Annotated in this window: 15 protein-coding genes; 7 read left to right on the top strand and 8 right to left on the bottom strand. The window is 59.2% G+C overall.

What is annotated here, in order from left to right:
- The first annotated feature begins 301 nt into the window (after window positions 1-301).
- The 4 genes from ftsZ (at window position 302) to recN (ending at window position 5,749) form a co-directional block, all read left to right on the top strand.
- Window positions 302-1,936: a cell division protein FtsZ gene (gene ftsZ, locus ACTF58_RS08190; RefSeq protein WP_438991485.1), complete on the top strand. Its 1,635-nt coding sequence runs from the start codon at window positions 302-304 to the stop codon at window positions 1,934-1,936.
- A 189-nt stretch (window positions 1,937-2,125) separates the two neighbouring features.
- Complete coding sequence (lpxC, locus tag ACTF58_RS08185) at window positions 2,126-3,046, top strand: UDP-3-O-acyl-N-acetylglucosamine deacetylase (protein WP_438991484.1); 921 nt, start codon at window positions 2,126-2,128, stop codon at window positions 3,044-3,046.
- Window positions 3,047-3,209: 163 nt separating this feature from the next.
- Window positions 3,210-4,058: an outer membrane protein assembly factor BamD gene (locus tag ACTF58_RS08180; protein ID WP_438991483.1), complete on the top strand. Its 849-nt coding sequence runs from the start codon at window positions 3,210-3,212 to the stop codon at window positions 4,056-4,058.
- Between the two features lie 44 nt (window positions 4,059-4,102).
- A complete protein-coding gene (gene recN, locus ACTF58_RS08175; RefSeq protein ID WP_438991482.1) occupies window positions 4,103-5,749 on the top strand; it encodes a DNA repair protein RecN in 1,647 nt (548 codons plus the stop codon).
- Window position 5,750: 1 nt separating this feature from the next.
- Here the strand turns inward: recN and ACTF58_RS08170 are convergent, their stop codons facing one another.
- Window positions 5,751-7,127: an FAD-binding oxidoreductase gene (locus tag ACTF58_RS08170; protein ID WP_438991481.1), complete on the bottom strand. Its 1,377-nt coding sequence runs from the start codon at window positions 7,125-7,127 to the stop codon at window positions 5,751-5,753.
- Between the two features lie 111 nt (window positions 7,128-7,238).
- Here ACTF58_RS08170 and ACTF58_RS08165 point away from each other — a divergent pair, with 111 nt between their 5' ends.
- Window positions 7,239-8,918 carry a chloride channel protein gene (locus ACTF58_RS08165; protein ID WP_438991480.1) on the top strand — a complete coding sequence of 560 codons (1,680 nt, stop codon included), beginning with the start codon at window positions 7,239-7,241 and terminating at the stop codon, window positions 8,916-8,918.
- A gap of 14 nt (window positions 8,919-8,932) precedes the next feature.
- Here ACTF58_RS08165 and ACTF58_RS08160 read toward each other — a convergent pair whose 3' ends face one another.
- From ACTF58_RS08160 to cobS, 4 genes are all read right to left on the bottom strand, one after another.
- The gene (locus tag ACTF58_RS08160) at window positions 8,933-9,277 is read right to left on the bottom strand and encodes a DUF427 domain-containing protein (RefSeq protein WP_438991479.1); all 345 of its coding nucleotides are present in this window, start codon (window positions 9,275-9,277) and stop codon (window positions 8,933-8,935) included.
- 60 nt (window positions 9,278-9,337) lie between these two features.
- Window positions 9,338-11,140, bottom strand: a complete 1,803-nt coding sequence (locus tag ACTF58_RS08155; RefSeq protein WP_438991478.1) for an aminopeptidase P family protein — start codon at window positions 11,138-11,140, stop codon at window positions 9,338-9,340.
- A gap of 169 nt (window positions 11,141-11,309) precedes the next feature.
- Complete coding sequence (cobT, locus tag ACTF58_RS08150) at window positions 11,310-13,187, bottom strand: cobaltochelatase subunit CobT (RefSeq protein ID WP_438991477.1); 1,878 nt, start codon at window positions 13,185-13,187, stop codon at window positions 11,310-11,312.
- Between the two features lie 128 nt (window positions 13,188-13,315).
- Window positions 13,316-14,302 carry a cobaltochelatase subunit CobS gene (cobS, locus tag ACTF58_RS08145; protein ID WP_438991476.1) on the bottom strand — a complete coding sequence of 329 codons (987 nt, stop codon included), beginning with the start codon at window positions 14,300-14,302 and terminating at the stop codon, window positions 13,316-13,318.
- A 218-nt stretch (window positions 14,303-14,520) separates the two neighbouring features.
- Between cobS and msrB the strand changes: the two genes are divergently transcribed.
- Window positions 14,521-14,988: a peptide-methionine (R)-S-oxide reductase MsrB gene (gene msrB, locus ACTF58_RS08140; protein WP_438991475.1), complete on the top strand. Its 468-nt coding sequence runs from the start codon at window positions 14,521-14,523 to the stop codon at window positions 14,986-14,988.
- Window positions 14,989-15,016: 28 nt separating this feature from the next.
- Here msrB and ACTF58_RS08135 read toward each other — a convergent pair whose 3' ends face one another.
- A complete protein-coding gene (locus ACTF58_RS08135; RefSeq protein WP_438991474.1) occupies window positions 15,017-15,640 on the bottom strand; it encodes a DnaJ domain-containing protein in 624 nt (207 codons plus the stop codon).
- Window positions 15,641-15,715: 75 nt separating this feature from the next.
- Between ACTF58_RS08135 and ACTF58_RS08130 the strand changes: the two genes are divergently transcribed.
- Entirely contained in the window at window positions 15,716-15,967 is a 252-nt protein-coding gene (locus tag ACTF58_RS08130) for a BolA family protein (RefSeq protein WP_438991473.1), read from the top strand.
- Here ACTF58_RS08130 and ACTF58_RS08125 read toward each other — a convergent pair.
- Together ACTF58_RS08125 and ACTF58_RS08120 are read right to left on the bottom strand one after the other, a co-directional pair.
- The gene (locus tag ACTF58_RS08125; protein ID WP_438991472.1) at window positions 15,940-16,320 is read right to left on the bottom strand and encodes a DUF4177 domain-containing protein; all 381 of its coding nucleotides are present in this window, start codon (window positions 16,318-16,320) and stop codon (window positions 15,940-15,942) included. The genes ACTF58_RS08130 and ACTF58_RS08125 overlap by 28 nt on opposite strands.
- A 75-nt stretch (window positions 16,321-16,395) precedes the next feature.
- On the bottom strand, window positions 16,396-16,872 hold the full coding sequence (locus tag ACTF58_RS08120) for a thioesterase family protein (RefSeq protein WP_438991471.1): 477 nt from the start codon (window positions 16,870-16,872) through the stop codon (window positions 16,396-16,398).
- Window positions 16,873-16,879 lie beyond the last annotated feature (7 nt).

Here is a 16,879-nt window from a genome sequence, read left to right as displayed (position 1 = left end):
CTACACCCCAACGCTCTAGAAAAGAAGCGATCAGGCCGAGCAGGGCCCAAGACCATTTTTAATTTGAAATTCACCTCACGCGCGGGGTGTGTTTTGCTGTGGGTGGTGTTTGTCAGGCCGATGTCCGCAATATTTTGGGCCGTCGGCGAAATACCGCAGGCTCTTGCTGATAATTGACTATATTTTGTGGTATTTGGCCGTTTTTTTAGTGACGATAGGTCAAAGGCAAGGTAGAATTAACGCGGAACAGGCAGAAATCGCACCCGCGCAAGCGGACAAAGACATCAGGCGGACAGTAATTATGACACTCAATCTCACAATGCCCGGTCAGGAAGACCTCAAGCCACGTATCACCGTTTTTGGTGTGGGTGGTGCTGGCGGTAACGCAGTCAACAACATGATCGACAAAGAGCTGGAGGGCGTGGACTTTGTGGTCGCGAACACCGACGCGCAGGCGCTTCAGCAGAGCAAGTCGGCCAGCAAGGTGCAGCTTGGGATCAAGGTAACCGAAGGTCTTGGCGCGGGCGCGAAGGCCACCATCGGCGCGGCTGCTGCCGAAGAGAGCATTGAGCAGATTGTTGACCACCTCGCGGGCGCACACATGTGCTTCATCACCGCAGGCATGGGCGGCGGCACAGGCACGGGCGCTGCGCCGATCATTGCGCAGGCCGCACGCGAGCTTGGCGTTTTGACGGTTGGCGTTGTCACGAAGCCGTTCCAGTTTGAGGGCGCAAAGCGTATGCGTCAGGCAGAAGACGGCGTTGAGGCTTTGCAAAAAGTAGTTGATACGCTGATCATTATTCCAAACCAGAACCTGTTCCGCATCGCGACCGAGAAGACGACTTTTGCAGACGCATTCTCGCTTGCGGATGATGTTTTGTATCAAGGTGTGAAGGGTGTCACGGACCTGATGGTGCGCCCCGGCTTGATCAACCTCGACTTTGCCGACGTGCGCGCCGTTATGGACGAAATGGGCAAGGCCATGATGGGCACAGGCGAAGCCGATGGCGAGGATCGTGCAACGCAAGCCTCCGAGAAGGCGATTGCTAACCCGCTGCTGGACGAAATCAGCCTGCGTGGCGCGAAAGGCGTTCTGATCAACATCACAGGCGGCCACGACCTGACGCTCTTTGAACTGGATGAAGCGGCGAACCGCATTCGTGAAGAGGTCGACCCTGAGGCCAATATCATTGTCGGCTCCACGCTCGACACAACAATGGACGGCAAGATGCGCGTGAGCGTTGTTGCGACGGGGATCGACGCGAGCGACGTTCGCAACGAGCTTCCCGTGCCGCGCCGCTCGCTTGCAGAGCCTCTGCGCCAGAAAGTGGCTGCAGAAGAAGCGCCTGCTGAAGCGCAAGAGGCCGCTGTTGCCTTTACGGCGGCTGCGCCAGCTGTGGCTGCGCCCGCGCCTGTAGAGCGCTCGCTTTTTGAAGAGCTGCCCGATGCAGAGAACGCGGCGGCTGAAGAGCAGATGGAAGATATCTTCACGCCACGTGAGGCCTATGCGGCCCCAGTGGAAGAGGCTGTAGAGGACGACCTCCCGCCGCCCGCATATCAGCCAGCGGCGTATCGCCCAGAGCCGATTGATGCGGCGCCCGAGGATTTCATGGCCCCGCGCGCGCCTGCGCCCGGAACCCCCTCTCCTGAGGCCCTGGCCCGTTTGCGCCAAGCGGTTCAAAACAACCGCCCCGCCCAAGAGGCCGCGCCCCAGCCTGTTGCTGAGGAGAAGCCACGCTTTGGCATCAACTCGTTGATCAACCGTATGACAGGGCATGAGCAGGGCCAGAAACCCGCAGCACAGCCCGCGCCCCGCGCGGCGTCAGCGGCCCCCCGTGTGCAGCCAAACGTGAGCGCAACACAGCCTCAGGCGCAGCCTGACGCGGACCAAGAGCGGATCGAAATCCCCGCTTTCTTGCGCCGTCAAGCCAACTAAGGCCCATAAGATATCACGAAAGAGCCGCCTTTAGGGGCGGCTTTTTTATTTTTTATCAGGGGTTTAGGGCTTGTGGGGCGGTGTTTCGCCGAATGTAACAGGCGATGTTACATCTGGTTGCAAAGAGTGAGTTGAGGCTTTCCGAGCCTAAGCATAAGTTGCGGCCAACAAAAGCAATAGGCGACATACGTGCAGAGAACACTCAAACATCCAGTCAGCTTCCAAGGCGTTGGCCTTCACAGTGGCAAGCCTGCGTGCCTGACTGTGCGTCCGGCGCCGGCCGGACATGGCGTTAAGTTTTGCCGCACGGATATTGCGCTTGGAGACGCGATTGTCCCGGCCCGTTGGGACGCCGTGGAGCAAGGCCCACTCTGCACGCGGATTGTGAACGCCAGCGGCGTTGATGTGTCCACGATCGAGCACGTGATGGCCGCGCTGGCGGGCTGTGGTATCTATAATGCTTTGATTGAACTTGATGGTCCCGAGGTTCCGATCCTTGACGGCAGCGCTGCGCCTTTTGTGAAACGCTTCCTTGAGGTCGGCTTGACGCAGCTTGAGGAGCCTGTCTGGGCGATCCGTATTTTGCGCGATGTTGAAGTCCGCCGTGGCGCGGCTTGGGCGCGTCTGAGCCCCGCCGATGAAATGCAGATCGACTTTTCGATTGATTTTGAAGATGCCGCGATTGGCCGTCAGCAAAAGACACTGAACATGGCCAATGGATCGTTTGTGCGCGAGCTTTGCGACAGCCGCACATTCTGCCGTCAGGCGGATGTGGATGCGATGCACGAGCAGGGGCTGGCCCTTGGGGGCACGCTTGAAAACGCTGTTGTGGTTGAAGGCGATAAGGTGCTGAGCCCGGGTGGCTTGCGTCATGCCGATGAGGCTGTGCGCCATAAGATGCTGGATGCTTTGGGCGATCTGGCCCTTGCCGGTGCGCCTATTCTGGGCGTTTATACGGGCGCGCGCGCAGGCCATGCTATGACCAACGCTTTGTTGCGCAAACTCTTTGAGGCGGAAGGCGCATTTTGTTTTGTGCGCTGCACGCCAGCGCAAGCCGCGCGGCTTCCGGGCGCGGGCGTTCACTTGGGCGAAATGCCACAAGTCGCCTGAGCGGCTTTACATTCAGATCTGCATTGGGAATATTTGAGGCAAGTGCTGCGTGATGGGCATTGTTGAAAGGCACATTATGGCGTTTTGCCCTCGAATTTTCTATGCTAGGACAGAGGCAAGAGTGGCGCAACGCCACGCACAAGACGTAGGTGGGATATCAAGCATGAAGAGCGGGCTTTCTCTGACGAGAATCTTCGGTTTTACGCTGTTGTGCCTTTCGCTGGCTGGCTGTGGTCAGCAAGGGAAACTGGCACGAGGTGAAGTTCCGCTGGAAACCTTTACCGCAGAACAAATTTTTGAGCGTGGCGAATTCGAGATGAACCGCCGACGCTTTGAAGACGGCGCCAAGTATTTTGGCGAGGTCGAGCGGCTTTACCCTTATTCCACATGGTCCAAGCGGGCTGTGATTATGCAGGCCTATGCGTTTCACAGGGCCAAGGATTATTCAAATTCGCGCGCCTCGGCACAGCGCTATATTGACTTTTATCCGACCGATGAAGACGCCGCCTATGCGCAGTATTTGCTGGCGCTGAGCTATTATGACCAGATTGATGATGTTGGCCGCGACCAAGGCTTGACGTTTCAGGCGCTGCAAAGCTTGCGCGCTGTGATCGAGGGCTATCCTGATAGCGAATATGCGCGCGCCTCTGTTCTCAAGTTTGATCTGGCCTTTGATCACCTTGCGGGCAAGGAAATGGAGATCGGGCGGTATTACCTCAAGCGCGACCGTTTCACCGCGGCGATCAACCGTTTCCGTGTGGTTGTGGAGGATTTCCAGACCACGACACATACGCCAGAGGCGCTGCACCGTTTGGTGGAATCTTATCTGTCGCTGGGTCTTACCCAAGAGGCGCAAACGGCGGCGGCTATTCTGGGGCATAACTTCCGCAGCTCGGAATGGTATGAGGACAGCTTTGCGCTTCTGTCAGGGCAGGGGCTTGAGCCGAAGTTCTTTAAGGGCAACTGGCTTGCGTCGGCCTATCGTCAGACCATCAAGGGCGATTGGTTGTGACAGAGACCGCTTTGGGCAACCTGTGACAGGAAAGCTGAGCCAAGATGCTGCGGGCGCTAGACATTAGAGATATTCTGCTGATTGATCACCTTGAGCTTGGCTTTGAGGCTGGGCTCAATGTGCTCACGGGCGAAACCGGCGCGGGCAAGTCCATCTTGCTTGACTCGCTTGGCTTTGTGCTGGGCTGGCGCGGGCGCGCGGAGCTTGTGCGCAGCGGGGCCAGTCAGGGCGAAGTGACGGCTGTGTTTGATTTGCCTGAGGGGCACGCGGCCTTTGCTGTCTTGGAAGAGGCAGGCATTCCACACGCAAGCGAACTTATTTTGCGGCGGATCAATACAAGTGACGGGCGCAAGACCGCATGGGTCAATGACCGGCGCTGCTCTGGTGATGTGTTGCGCGCGCTCTCGGAGCATCTGGTTGAACTGCACGGGCAGAACGACGACAGAGGCCTGCTCAATCCGCGCGGCCATCGCAGCCTTTTGGACGATTTTGCGGGGCTTGGCCCCAAGCTGGGCGAGCTGCGCGGGCTTTGGCGGGCGCGGGCCAAGGCGGCGTTCGAGCTGAGCGCCGCGCAGAAGGCTATTGAGGCGTTGCGCGAGGAAGAAGAGTATTTGCGCTATGCGGTGGGTGAGCTTGACAAGCTTGCGCCACAGGTGGGCGAAGATGAGGCGCTTGACCGCCAGCGCCGTCAGATGCAGGGCGCGGAGAAGGTGCGCAGCGATATTGTCCGCGCTCTGAGCGGGCTGCGCGACGAAAAGGGCGCAGAGGACAGCGCGGGCGAGGCTTTGCGCTGGCTTGAGGCCGTGGGCGGCGAGGCAGGCGAAATGCTTGTCGAGGCGATTGAGGCTTTGGAGCGTGGCTTGAACGAGCTGGCGCTGGCCTCTGACGCGGTGGAAGGCACCCTGCGCGAGATGGAGTTTAGCCCTGCCGAGCTTGAAGCCTGCGAGGAGCGGCTTTTTGCCATTCGCGGGCTGGCGCGCAAATATGAAGTGCAGCCTGACGATCTGGCCGATCATGCCGAGACATTGCGCAGCAAGCTAGAGCAGGTCGATGCGAGTGATGCCGCGCTTGGGGCGCTTGAAAGCGCGAGCAAAGCGGCCGAGGCGGCATACCGCGCGGGCGCGGAGGCACTGAGTGCTGCGCGGCGCGCGGCGGCTGCAAAGCTTGACACCGCCGTGATGGCGGAACTGGCACCGCTCAAGATGGAACGGGCCGTCTTTACCACAGAAATCACCGAGGGCGAGGCCGGGCCAGAGGGCTTTGACGCCGTGAGCTTTGTTGTTGCGACGAACCCCGGCGCACCTGCGGGGCCTTTGGCCAAGATCGCCTCGGGCGGGGAGTTGAGCCGCTTTTTGCTGGCGCTGAAGGTGTGTCTGACGGGTGGCGCAAGCGATGTGACGATGATTTTTGACGAGATTGATCGTGGTGTCGGCGGGGCGACGGCGGACGCAGTGGGCCGCCGATTGCGCGCGCTTGGCGAGGGCGGGCAAGTGCTTGTTGTGACGCATTCTCCTCAGGTTGCGGCCCTTGGTGAGCATCACTGGCGGGTTGAAAAGAGCGTCACGAACGGGCAGACGCTTTCCACTGTGAAGCCTTTGGGGGCGGATGAGCGGATTGATGAAGTTGCGCGGATGATCTCTGGCGACACAATCACGCCAGAGGCCCGTGCGGCGGCGAAGGCCTTGCTTTAGATCAGGTTTTGGGCGGAACGAGCTTGCCCGGATTCATGATGTTCTGCGGATCGAGTGCTGACTTGATGTCGCCCATCAGGCTCCAGCCCTCGCCATGCTCGCGTTCCATATAATGTAACTTTCCGATCCCGATGCCATGCTCGCCTGTGGCGGTGCCACCCATATCAAGTGCGCGGGAGACCATCCGCTCGGAGGCCTCTTTGGCGGCGGTCAGCTCTTCGGGCTTGGCGGGGTCAAACATCAGAATCGAGTGGAAGTTGCCATCGCCGACATGGCCGAGGATCGGCCCGATGAGGCCAGAGCGGGCGATATCGTCTTGGGCGGCGGTGACGGCTTCGGCGAGACGCGATATGGGCACGCAGACATCTGTGACCAAGGCGGTTGAGCCAGGGCGAGACTGGAGGATCGACCAATAGGCGTGATGGCGCATATGCCAGAGGGCGGCGCGGTCTTCGGGGCGGGAGGCCCATTCAAAGCCCATACCGCCATGATCTGCCGCGATGTCGCCAAAGGTTTCGGCCATGTCTTGGACGCTGCTTTCGGTGCCGTGAAACTCCAGCATGAGATGCGGGGTTTCAGGCAGGGTTGCGCCTGCGATGGTGTTGAAAATTTGGACCGTTGAAGTATCGACGATTTCGATACGGGCCATGGCGAGATCCATCTGGATCGTGTCGATCACGCAGTTGACGGCGGCGTCAACGGAGGGAAAGGCGCAGACGGCGGCTGTGATGGCTTCGGGCTGGCCGCGCAAGCGCAGGGTCAGGGCTGTGATGAGGCCAAGGGTGCCTTCGGCACCGACGAAGAGGCCTGTCAGGTCATAGCCCGCCGAAGATTTGCGGGCCTCTGTGCCTGTCTGGATGATGCGCCCGTCTGCAAGAACGACTTCGAGGCCGATGACATTGTCGCGCATGGTGCCGTAGCGCACGGCGGTGGTGCCGGAGGCGCGGGTCGAGGCCATGCCTCCGAGGGAGGCATTGGCCCCCGGATCGACGGGAAAGAACAGCCCGGTGGCGCGCAGTTCTTCATTGAGCTCTTCGCGGGTGATCCCCGCTTCAACGGCGGCGACCATATCTTCTTGGGCCAAACGGCGGATTGCTTTCATTTTGGAAAAATCGACGCAGACGCCGCCCAGAGGCGCTTGGGCCTGACCTTCAAGAGAGGTGCCTGCGCCAAAGCCGATCACGGGGCAGGCCTCTTCGGCACAGATTTTGACGATGGCGCTGACCTCTTCTGTGCTGGTGGGAAAGGCTACGGCATCGGGGGCGGCGAGAGGGAAATATGTCTCGGAGCGGCCATGATCTTCAAGAACGGGCTTGGACAGGCTGAGGCCTTCGCCTAGTAATGAAGTTAACCTGTGAATGGCGCGTGTCACGCTCATGAGTGCCCCCTGCTGCATTTATGCTGCAAGGTTAAGCCTTTGGGAGCGCAGGGGAAAGCGTAGCTCGTTAATATTTTATTAAAATGCTGCATAAAAGGGTTAAGGCGGACGATGGCCTCGAAGTTTGCGAAAGAAAAGCTGGCGGCGGCGGGGGAAGACCTTGGCCGCGCTTTGCGGGCGCTGCGGGATCAAGGGCCAAGTCAGGTTCAGTTCTGGTTTATTGCGCTGGCGATCGGGATCGCCGCGGGCTTTGCGGCGCTGTTGTTTCGCAAGGGCATTGAAGGCTTGCAGGCTTGGGCTTATGGCGTCGAGGATGTGAACCAGCTTTATAGTTTTGCACAGAATATGTCTTGGTATTGGGTGCTTGTGATCCCGATTGTGGGGGGGCTGATTGTGGGGCAGATCCTGCATCATTTCACGCCAGACGGACGGGTGCGCTCGGTGGCCGATGTGATCGAGGGCGCGGCGCTGAATGATGGCCGCGTGGAGCGGCGCGAGGGCGTGGCCTCGGCGTTTGCCTCACTGATCACGCTTGGCATGGGTGGCTCCTCAGGGCGGGAGGGGCCTGTTGTGCACCTTGCGGCGGTGATATCCTCATGGGTGTCAAACAAGCTTCATGCCGACGGGATCACGGGGCGCGACTTGCTGGGCTGTGCTGTGGCTGCGGCGGTTTCGGCCTCGTTCAACGCACCGATTGCGGGGGCATTATTTGCGCTTGAGGTCGTGCTGCGGCATTTTGCAGTTCATGCCTTTGCGCCGATTGTCATTGCTTCGGTCGCGGGCACGGTGATCAACCGTTTGGCTTTTGGCGATGTGACGGAATTCAGCCTGCCCGACAGCTCTGCTTTGGCGTTTTACGTGGAGCTGCCAGCTTTCATCATTTTAGGTTTGCTGTGCGGGCTGATTGCGGCGGCGCTGATGCGCTCGATCTTTATTGGCGAAGATATTGCCAGCCATCTGCAACAAAAGTTCAATGTGCCGCGCTGGTTGCGCCCTGCGATTGCGGGGGCAATGCTTGGGGCGCTGGCGATATTCTTTCCGCATATTATCGGGGTTGGCTATGAGACGACTTCTGCGGCTTTGACGGGCAAGCTTTTGCTGTGGCAGGCGGTCGTCTATGCCATGTTGAAAGTTGTGGCCGTCGTGATCACCATGGCGGGGCGGATGGGGGGCGGGGTGTTTTCGCCGTCTCTTATGCTGGGTGCCCTTACAGGGCTGGCCTTTGGGACGATTGCGACCAGTATTTTTCCCGATGTGTCAGGCACCAGCGCGCTCTATGCGCTGGCGGGGATGGGCGCTGTGGCGGCGGCTGTTTTGGGCGCGCCGATCTCGACAACCTTGATTGTCTTTGAGCTGACAGGAGACTGGCAGACTGCGATTGCTGTGATGGTGGCGGTGAGTATGTCAACGGCGCTTGGCTCGCGGCTTGTGGACCGCTCGTTCTTTCTCACCCAGCTGGAGCGGCGCAATGTGCACCTTGCGGCGGGACCGCAGGCCTATCTGCTCGCGATGTTTCGTGTTGCAAAGCTGATGCGTGACAAAGACGACGCGAGCTGCCCCCCAGAGGAGGAGCTTTGGGCGCTTGTTGAGGAGGGGGTCTATGTGGACGGCAACGCCACGTTGGAAACCGCTATGCCGCTGTTTGAGCGCACGGGGGCGCGGTTTTTGCCTGTTGTGAGCTTGTCAGGAGAAGACGCGCCGCCCGAACTCTGGGGCGCTTTGATGCAGGTGGACGCTTTGAAAGCCTATAACCGCGCGCTGGCGGCCACGGCGGCCGAAGAGCACAGCTGAGTGAGCCCAGAAGATCAGACGCGCTCGACGGTGACATCCTCTGAGGTATAAAAGGCGAGGTGGCCCGCGATTTTGGCGAGGGCCTCCAGCGGGGCTTCATAGCTCCAGACCGCATTTTCAATCGTTTTGGACTTGGTCACAATTGAGTAGTAGCTGGCTGTGCCTTTGTGGGGGCAGTGGCTTTTGTGAGCACTGGCATCTAGGAAAGCGGTCGCAATGTCGCTGCGGGGAAAATAGATCACCGAGGGGTGGTCGCCTTCTGACAGCTCAAGTGCGCTTTTGCTTTCGCCCAAGACAGCGCCGCCAGCGCGCACAACCCAAGTGCCAGTGGCGCGGGTGAGTGTGATTTTGGGGGCCATGTGCGAAATCCTTGAAGTACGGTTGCGCGCAGCATGGCGGCAAACTGTTACACTAAAATGTCAAATGTCTTGAGTGGCGTCACTTAACCACATTCGGGCCTCAGGGGAAAGCCTTGGTGCGATATTCTCATAGCAGGCTTTATGATAAAGATTGAGCCAGTTGCGCTCCGCACCGCTGAGCATCTCTTTGCAGATGAGGGCACGGGCAATCGGCACATATGTGAGCGTGAGAAAATCAAACATCGGACGCTCATCGGCGCCCTCTAGCGCGCGGGCCTCTTGGACGACAATGAGATTTTCCAGCCGGATGCCAAAGGCCCCTTCGCGGTAGTAGCCCGGCTCGTTGGAGAGGATCATACCAGCTTGAAGCGGGACATCTGAAACGCGGCTGAGCCGTTGCGGGCCTTCATGGACGCAGAGATACACCCCGACGCCATGCCCTGTGCCATGGTTGAAATCCTGCCCTGCGAGCCAGAGCGGATAGCGCGCGATCGCGTCCAGATCACGGCCTGCGAGGCCTTTGGGAAAGCGCAGGCGAGAGATTGCTATCATGCCTTGTAAGACACGGGTGAAGGCGCGCTTTTCCTCTTCGCCCACAGTGCCGATGGGCAAGGTGCGGGTGATGTCGGTTGTGCCGTCGATATACTGTCCGCCGCTGTCCAACACGAGAAGCTGGCCGTCTTTGAGGGGGGCATTTGTCTCTTCGGTGACGCGGTAGTGCATAATGGCGCCGTGGGGGCCAGTGCCTGCAATGGTTTCAAAGCTGATGTCGAGCAAATCTCCGGTGGCGTGGCGGGCCTTTTCAAGGCGTTTGACCACATCGATCTCTCTTACAGACCCTATGGGCTGAGCCTCAAGCCATGTGAGGCATTCGACCACGGCAGCCGCATCCCGCAGGTGTGCCTCTTGGGTGCCTGCAATTTCGGCCGCAGTCTTGCAGGCTTTGGGCAGGATACAGGGATCATCTCCCCAAGACAGGGTCGCGCTGCCTTCGGCCAGTTCTTGGGCGACCTTAACAGGCGCGGTTTTGCGATCGACCTGCACCGTGCCTTGGAGAGAATGAAGGGTTGGCTCAAACGCTGAACTTGGGCGCAGCTTGACCTCAGCGCCGAGGTGGGTGCGCAGCATATCATCAATTTTCTTCGGATCGGCGAAGAGGGTGACATGGCCTGTGTCAAAGAGAATGGCGAAGGCGTGCGGCACGGGATTGCGCGGGATATCGCTGCCACGGATATTGAGGAGCCACGCGATGGAATCAGGCAGGGTGATCACGGCGGCGGAGTGACCCGACGCGCGCAGGGTTTTGGCTAGGCGGGCGCGTTTTGAGGCGTGGGTCTCACCTGCGAGCGCTTCGGGGTAGGGCGCAATTGTGCCCAAGGGCGGCGCGGGCTGATCGGGCCAGATTTTATCAACGAGATTGTGGCCGGCGCGAAAGCTGAAGCCTTTGTGCGCGAGGCTTGCCTCCAGATCTTCGATTTCGCTGGCGACGTGCAGCCACGGGTCATAGGCGATGATGCCGCCCTCGGGCAGTTCTTGGGCGAGCCAGTCTTTGAGTGCGGTTTCGGGCCATGGCACGGGCGTAAACACCGCCAGATCGACCTGCTCTTTGACCTGTGTGCGGTAGCGGCCGTCAATGAAGACGCCAGCACTGTCTTTGAGCACGGCCGCAAAGCCCGCCGAGCCTGTGAAACCCGTGAGCCAAGACAGGCGCTCGTCACGGGGGGCGCAATATTCGCCTTGGTGGGCATCGGCGCGGGGAACAAGGACGCCTGTAACATTCTCTTGAACCATCAGGCGGCGCAACGCTGTCAAGCGCGCGCGCCCCTGACTTGGGTCAGCGCGGTTTTCAAAGCTCTGGAACATGATGTGTCTCCCCACTTGTGTGGGAGATTAAGGGGGAACGCTGCCCGTGGGAAGAGGCGGGGTCGAATTTTGCTTTGCAAAATCCGACTGGACGAGGGGGCCAGCCCCCTCGTGCTCCCCCGGGATATTTTTAGAAAGAAAAAGCTGGGAGGTTGTATCTGGCTTCAGGTTAGCTTGCGCGTTTGATCCCGAGGAAGCGGGCGCGGGCGCGCGGGTCGGTATCAAAGAGGGAGGCGAGCTGTTCTGTCATCGCGCCTGCGAGCTGTTCGACATCTGTGATGGTGACGGCGCGGTTGTAATAGCGTGTGACGTCATGGCCGATTCCGATGGCGAGCAGTTCGACGGCGCGTTTTTTCTCGACCATTGCAATCACGTCTCGCAAGTGTTTCTCGAGGTAGTTGGCTGGATTGACTGACAGAGTTGAGTCATCCACGGGCGCGCCGTCAGAAATCACCATGAGAATTTTGCGCGCCTCTGTGCGGCGAGACATACGGCGGTGTGCCCATTCGAGGGCTTCGCCGTCGATGTTTTCTTTGAGCAGGCCTTCTTTCATCATCAAGCCCAAGTTATCGCGTGAGCGGCGCCACGGGCTGTCGGCGTGTTTGTAGATGATGTGGCGCAGATCATTGAGGCGGCCCGGCTGTTGGGGGCGGCCATCGGCGAGCCATTTTTCACGGGCGAGCCCGCCTTTCCAGGCGCGGGTTGTAAAGCCGAGAATTTCGACTTTCACCGAGCAGCGCTCGAGCGTGCGCGCCAGAACATCTGCGCAGATCGCCGCGATCGAAATCGGGCGGCCACGCATGGAGCCTGAATTGTCAATCAGCAGAGTCACAACGGTGTCGCGGAACTCGGTGTCTTGTTCGACTTTGAAGCTAAGCGGCGTTGTCGGGTTTGAGATGACCCGTGCTAAGCGGCCGGCATCGAGGATGCCTTCTTCTTCGTCAAAGGACCAAGAGCGGTTTTGTTGCGCCTGCAAGCGGCGTTGAAGCTTGTTGGCAAGACGGCTGACAGCGCCTTTGAGCGGCTCAAGCTGTTGGTCAAGATAGGCGCGCAGGCGCTCAAGCTCGGCCGCTTCGGCAAGCTCTTCTGCGAGGATCTCTTCGTCATTGCTCGCGTCGTAGACCAGATAGTTGGGGTCTGCGTCCGAGCTCGGTTGTGGGGGGGGCGGCTCTAGCGGGGCCTCGCCATCAGGCATATCGGCCTCATCGCCAAGCTCTTCATCGGCCATCTCGTCCATCGAGACTTGCGCCTCGGCGGCGTCTTGGGTTTCGTCTTGGGATTGTTCGGGGCTGGCCTCGGCTTCATCTTCCTGTGCGTCGTCCTGCCCTGTGCTGTCAGGCTGATCCTCGTCTTGCTCGGCTTCGTCCTGACTCTCGTCGTTTTCCTCATCGGGAGCGTCGGGGTCCTCGCCGAGCTGGTCGGCATAGCCAAGATCCGAGATCACACGGCGGGCGAAGCGGGCAAAATCCTGCTGGCTGGCGAGGCGCTCGGAGACATCCTCAAGAGCTTCGCCAGCTTGCTCTTCCATGAAACCCTGCCAGAGCTCCATCACGTTGCGCGCCCCTGCGGGCAAGTCGCGCCCTGTGGCGATGTGGCGCACGAGGTAGCCTGCGGCTGTCGCAAGCGAGGCGTCGGCGCGGTCGGTGATGTCAGCATATCCCGCGCGGCGGGCGTCTTCGGCTATTTTGGCGTCAATATTGCCGGCGGTGCCGGGCATATCGCGCGCGCCCATGGCTTCGCAGCGCGCAGTTTCCATCGCCTCATAGATATCGCGGGCCAAGTCGCCAGCGGGGGCGTAGCGCGCATGGGTGGCGGTGTCATGATACTTGTGCTTGAGCGCCAAGGCATCCGCCGTGCCGCGCGCCAGCAAGACTTCGTCGCGGGTCATACGGCGGGAGACTTGCGGCAGGCGCATTGTGTCCCCCGACATCCCAGAGGGGTCGACCGAATAGCTGACCGTCAGATCGGAATCATTTGCCAAGACTTTGGTGGCCTCGGCGAGAGCTTTCTTGAACGGATCTGCTGGGTTATCGGATGGCTTTGACATCTCGCGCGATTAGCCCTTTTTCTTTCTTGAAATATCCCGGGAGTGAGGCGAAGCCGAGGGGGCTGGCCCCCTCACCGCGCGCGTCAGCGCGCGCGGGTCGGATCTGCGAAGCGGATCCGAGAGCGACCTCATCCCAAGCTCACACTGGCGGCTGATTCTGGCAGTTCTTCATCAAACAAGCGCTGATAGAACTCCGCAACAGTCTGGCGCTCGAGCTCGTCGCATTTGTTGAGGAAGGTGAGGCGGAAAGCATAGCCGACGTTGCGGAAAATTTCGGCGTTCTGCGCCCAAGCAATCACGGTGCGCGGCGACATCACTGTCGAGAGATCACCGTTCATGAAGGCTGTGCGGGTGAGATCGGCGACTTGCACCATATGCTTGATGGTCTTGCGGCCCGCCTCTGTGTTGTAATGTGGGTTTTTGCCCAGAATGATCTGGGTTTCAGCATCAATCGACAGGTAATTGAGCGTGGCGACAAGCGACCAACGGTCCATCTGGCCTTGGTTGATCTGCTGCGTGCCGTGATAGAGGCCTGTGGTATCGCCGAGGCCAACAGTGTTGGCGGTGGCGAAGAGGCGGAAGTAGGGATTTGGGGTGATCACTTCGTTTTGGTCCAGAAGTGTCAGCTTGCCATCCACTTCCAGAACTCGCTGGATCACAAACATAACATCGGCGCGGCCTGCGTCGTATTCATCAAACACAATCGCGGTCGGGTTGCGCAGGGCCCAAGGCAGGATGCCTTCCTGAAACTCGGTGACTTGTTTGCCATCGCGCAGTTTGATGGCGTCTTTGCCGATCAGATCGATACGGGAGATGTGGCTGTCAAGGTTGACGCGCACGCAGGGCCAGTTGAGCTGGCTTGCGACTTGCTCGATGTGGGTTGATTTACCTGTGCCGTGATAGCCTTGGATCATCACGCGACGGTTGTGTGAAAAGCCTGCAAGAATCGCCAGCGTTGTGTCTGGATCAAACTTATAGGTGCTGTCCATATCGGGCACGCGCGAGGTGCGCTCGGCGAAGGCGGGCACAGTCATATCGGTGTCGATGCCGAAGACATCACGCACAGAAATTTTCTCGGTTGGTTTTGCGTTGATGTCGATCATACCGTCCGCCATAGCCGGATTCCTTCATATCTCGTAAGTGTTGCAGTTGTGGTGCAACAATTTCGGGGCAAGGGCAAGGCCAAGCCCGAAGATTGCCACTCTGGAGCGGAGAATTGACGGAGCTGGTTCTCGGCGCTTGTTACGGCGTGTTCACGCGAAGGTGCGCAGGCTTGTGCTGCCAAGCCTGATGGCTTGGGCTATGGTGGCGCAAGAAATTTAGGGAGTGCGATATGAAAAGACGGATGTTTGTGATGACAGCACTGGCGGCGGCGGCGGGGCTGCCTTTTGTGCGTGGCGCAACGGCGAAAGAGTTTGAGGTGATGCGCAGCGATGCTGAGTGGCGGGCGATGCTGACGCCTTTGCAATACAGGGTGATGCGGCAGGAGGGAACAGAGCCTGCGGGGTCCTCACCGCTGGACAAGGTGTATGACGCGGGGATGTATCATTGCCGCGGCTGTGATCTGGCGGTCTATAGCTCGGAGCATAAATATGACAGTGGAACGGGCTGGCCGAGCTTTTATGAGGCCCAGCCAAATGCAATTGAAACCAAGACAGATTACAAATTGATCTATCCGCGCACGGAGTGCCACTGCCGCCGTTGCGGCAGCCATTTTGGGCATATTTTCAACGATGGGCCGAAGCCTACTGGCAAGCGGCATTGTCTGAACGGGGTGAGCTTGGTGTTTAGGGGCAGCTGACCCGAGGCCAGCCTGAGGGGCCGCGGCTTCACTTGAAGCTGCGGCTCACGTTGATCTGATCCCAAGCCCAGACGACTTCCTGCAGCTGCTCTTCTTGTGAGCGGTCGCCGCCGTTCATATCAGGGTGCAGCACTTTGATAAGCTTCTTGTAGGCCTTGCGGATCTCGGCTTTGGACCAATGGTCTTTGGCTTCCAAGATCTCGATGGCGCGGCGCTCTGTCGGGGGCAGGCGTCGTGAGCCGCCGCCGCCTTTGCCGGGGTTTTTGGTTGCGTTCGCACCAAGAACTTGATGGGGGTCTTCTATTCCGAGCCGTGCCCATGCGCGCGCCTCCGGGTCTCCCAGTGGCTTGGTTTCGCGCTCCCAGACTTTATCTTTGGACATCTGGGCGTTCATTTCGGCTTCTGTCGTGCCGTCAAAGAAGTTCCACTTCAGATTGTATTCGCGAATGTGCTCTTTGCAGAACCACAGATATTCGTCGAGCACATCAGGCGCGCGGGGGGCGCGGAACTTGCCTGCCTCTTCGCAACCTGCGTGTTCACACTGGCGCGTTGAAGTTTCGGACGCGCCCGACATTCCACGGCGACCGCGTGGATTTTTCTTTTTGGCGGATGATACCGACATATCAAAACCGAAAGGATCGTGTTTGGGCATAGGAACTCTCTTTTCGCGACTGGCTTAGCACTCTAATGTGTTTGAAACTGGGGGAAAGAGGAAAGAGCGTAAAAAATGAATATGGAAGCAAAAATTCGCGCGGCTTTGACGGAAGCTTTTGAGGCCAAGACGCTTGAGGTGATCAATGAATCCCATCAGCACAGTGGCCATGCGGGCGATGATGGCTCAGGCGAGAGCCATTTTCGGGTGCGTATGACGGCGCATGGCTTTGATAAACTGAGCCGTGTGGCGCGCCACCGCGCCGTTCATGCGGCACTGGGGCCTCTTAATGACCAGATTCACGCCTTGGCTTTGGAGCTGTCCTGATCGGCTTCGGACGTCTCGCTTTGGGAGGCATCGGGGCGGGCCGTCAAGGCTGGTTCGGGCTTGAGGGCGTTCCAAGTGGGTTGGGGGGCTGAAGCGGCTGCTACGTCATCACGGCTTTCTGCCGCTTGAAGCGCTTTGCAAAACACGAGCACAGAGCGATAGACGAGCGAGCTTGAGCGAAACCCCGAGCGTTCTTCGCTAGGGAGGGTTTCGGCGCGCACAAACGCCCAGCCCGCTTTGGCCTCGGTGTTGATGAGCTCTTCAAGGGCATGGGCAAAACGGTCTTCTTTTGACTTGATGCCTTTGGCTTTGAGACCTTTGCGGGGGGCGGGGATAACTTTATATTCGTGCATTCTCTTCCCTTTTTCGGCTCATCTCGCGCAATGGCTTAACAGTTTGGCGCGGCCGGTTCTCATTGTTGATCCCGTTCAGGCTTTGTGACGGATGCCCATCGGGCGTCCCACGAAGCTCGGCACGGGGAGGTCTGCGTGTGCGGCGCGCATGGTCTCAAATGTCGCGAGAATGTCTGCGGGCATGGTTGCGACCCGTGGGCCGGATTGGTCGATGTGAAGACACATCCCTTCGCCACCCGCCGAGACCCAGCCGTCTTCATGGATCAGCTCTTGGCAGAAATGAATAGACTTGTCATTCATATCAAGCACTTGGAAGGTCGCGCGCAGGCGGTCGCCTTCGTGAACCTCGCGCATATAGTGCATATGATATTCGGCGGAATAGGTCGTGTGGCCTGTGCGGGCGAGGTAATCGCCGCCAAAGCCGATCTCTTGCCAGAGCGCATCGACGCCCAAATCCATCAGGACGTTATAATACGCCATATTGAGGTGACCGTTGAAGTCGATCCACTCGGGGCGCACGACCATCGGCTCGGAGAGAAAGGGCTTGGTCATCTTGGTG

This window comes from Lentibacter sp. (assembly GCF_965657785.1).
GTDB lineage: Bacteria > Pseudomonadota > Alphaproteobacteria > Rhodobacterales > Rhodobacteraceae > Lentibacter.
This window is presented reverse-complemented; position numbering and strand designations above follow the sequence as displayed.

What these genes read in the sequence shown, in the direction of transcription:
- ftsZ (WP_438991485.1), top strand. Translation starts at nt 302, where the DNA reads ATGACACTCAATCTCACAATGCCCGGTCAGGAAGACCTCAAGCCACGT.
- ACTF58_RS08180 (WP_438991483.1), top strand. Translation starts at nt 3,210, where the DNA reads ATGAAGAGCGGGCTTTCTCTGACGAGAATCTTCGGTTTTACGCTGTTG.
- recN (WP_438991482.1), top strand. Translation starts at nt 4,103, where the DNA reads ATGCTGCGGGCGCTAGACATTAGAGATATTCTGCTGATTGATCACCTT.
- ACTF58_RS08170 (WP_438991481.1), bottom strand. Translation starts at nt 7,127, where the DNA reads ATGAGCGTGACACGCGCCATTCACAGGTTAACTTCATTACTAGGCGAA.
- ACTF58_RS08165 (WP_438991480.1), top strand. Translation starts at nt 7,239, where the DNA reads ATGGCCTCGAAGTTTGCGAAAGAAAAGCTGGCGGCGGCGGGGGAAGAC.
- ACTF58_RS08160 (WP_438991479.1), bottom strand. Translation starts at nt 9,277, where the DNA reads ATGGCCCCCAAAATCACACTCACCCGCGCCACTGGCACTTGGGTTGTG.
- ACTF58_RS08155 (WP_438991478.1), bottom strand. Translation starts at nt 11,140, where the DNA reads ATGTTCCAGAGCTTTGAAAACCGCGCTGACCCAAGTCAGGGGCGCGCG.
- cobT (WP_438991477.1), bottom strand. Translation starts at nt 13,187, where the DNA reads ATGTCAAAGCCATCCGATAACCCAGCAGATCCGTTCAAGAAAGCTCTC.
- cobS (WP_438991476.1), bottom strand. Translation starts at nt 14,302, where the DNA reads ATGGCGGACGGTATGATCGACATCAACGCAAAACCAACCGAGAAAATT.
- msrB (WP_438991475.1), top strand. Translation starts at nt 14,521, where the DNA reads ATGAAAAGACGGATGTTTGTGATGACAGCACTGGCGGCGGCGGCGGGG.
- ACTF58_RS08135 (WP_438991474.1), bottom strand. Translation starts at nt 15,640, where the DNA reads ATGCCCAAACACGATCCTTTCGGTTTTGATATGTCGGTATCATCCGCC.
- ACTF58_RS08130 (WP_438991473.1), top strand. Translation starts at nt 15,716, where the DNA reads ATGAATATGGAAGCAAAAATTCGCGCGGCTTTGACGGAAGCTTTTGAG.
- ACTF58_RS08125 (WP_438991472.1), bottom strand. Translation starts at nt 16,320, where the DNA reads ATGCACGAATATAAAGTTATCCCCGCCCCCCGCAAAGGTCTCAAAGCC.
- ACTF58_RS08120 (WP_438991471.1), bottom strand. Translation starts at nt 16,872, where the DNA reads ATGACCAAGCCCTTTCTCTCCGAGCCGATGGTCGTGCGCCCCGAGTGG.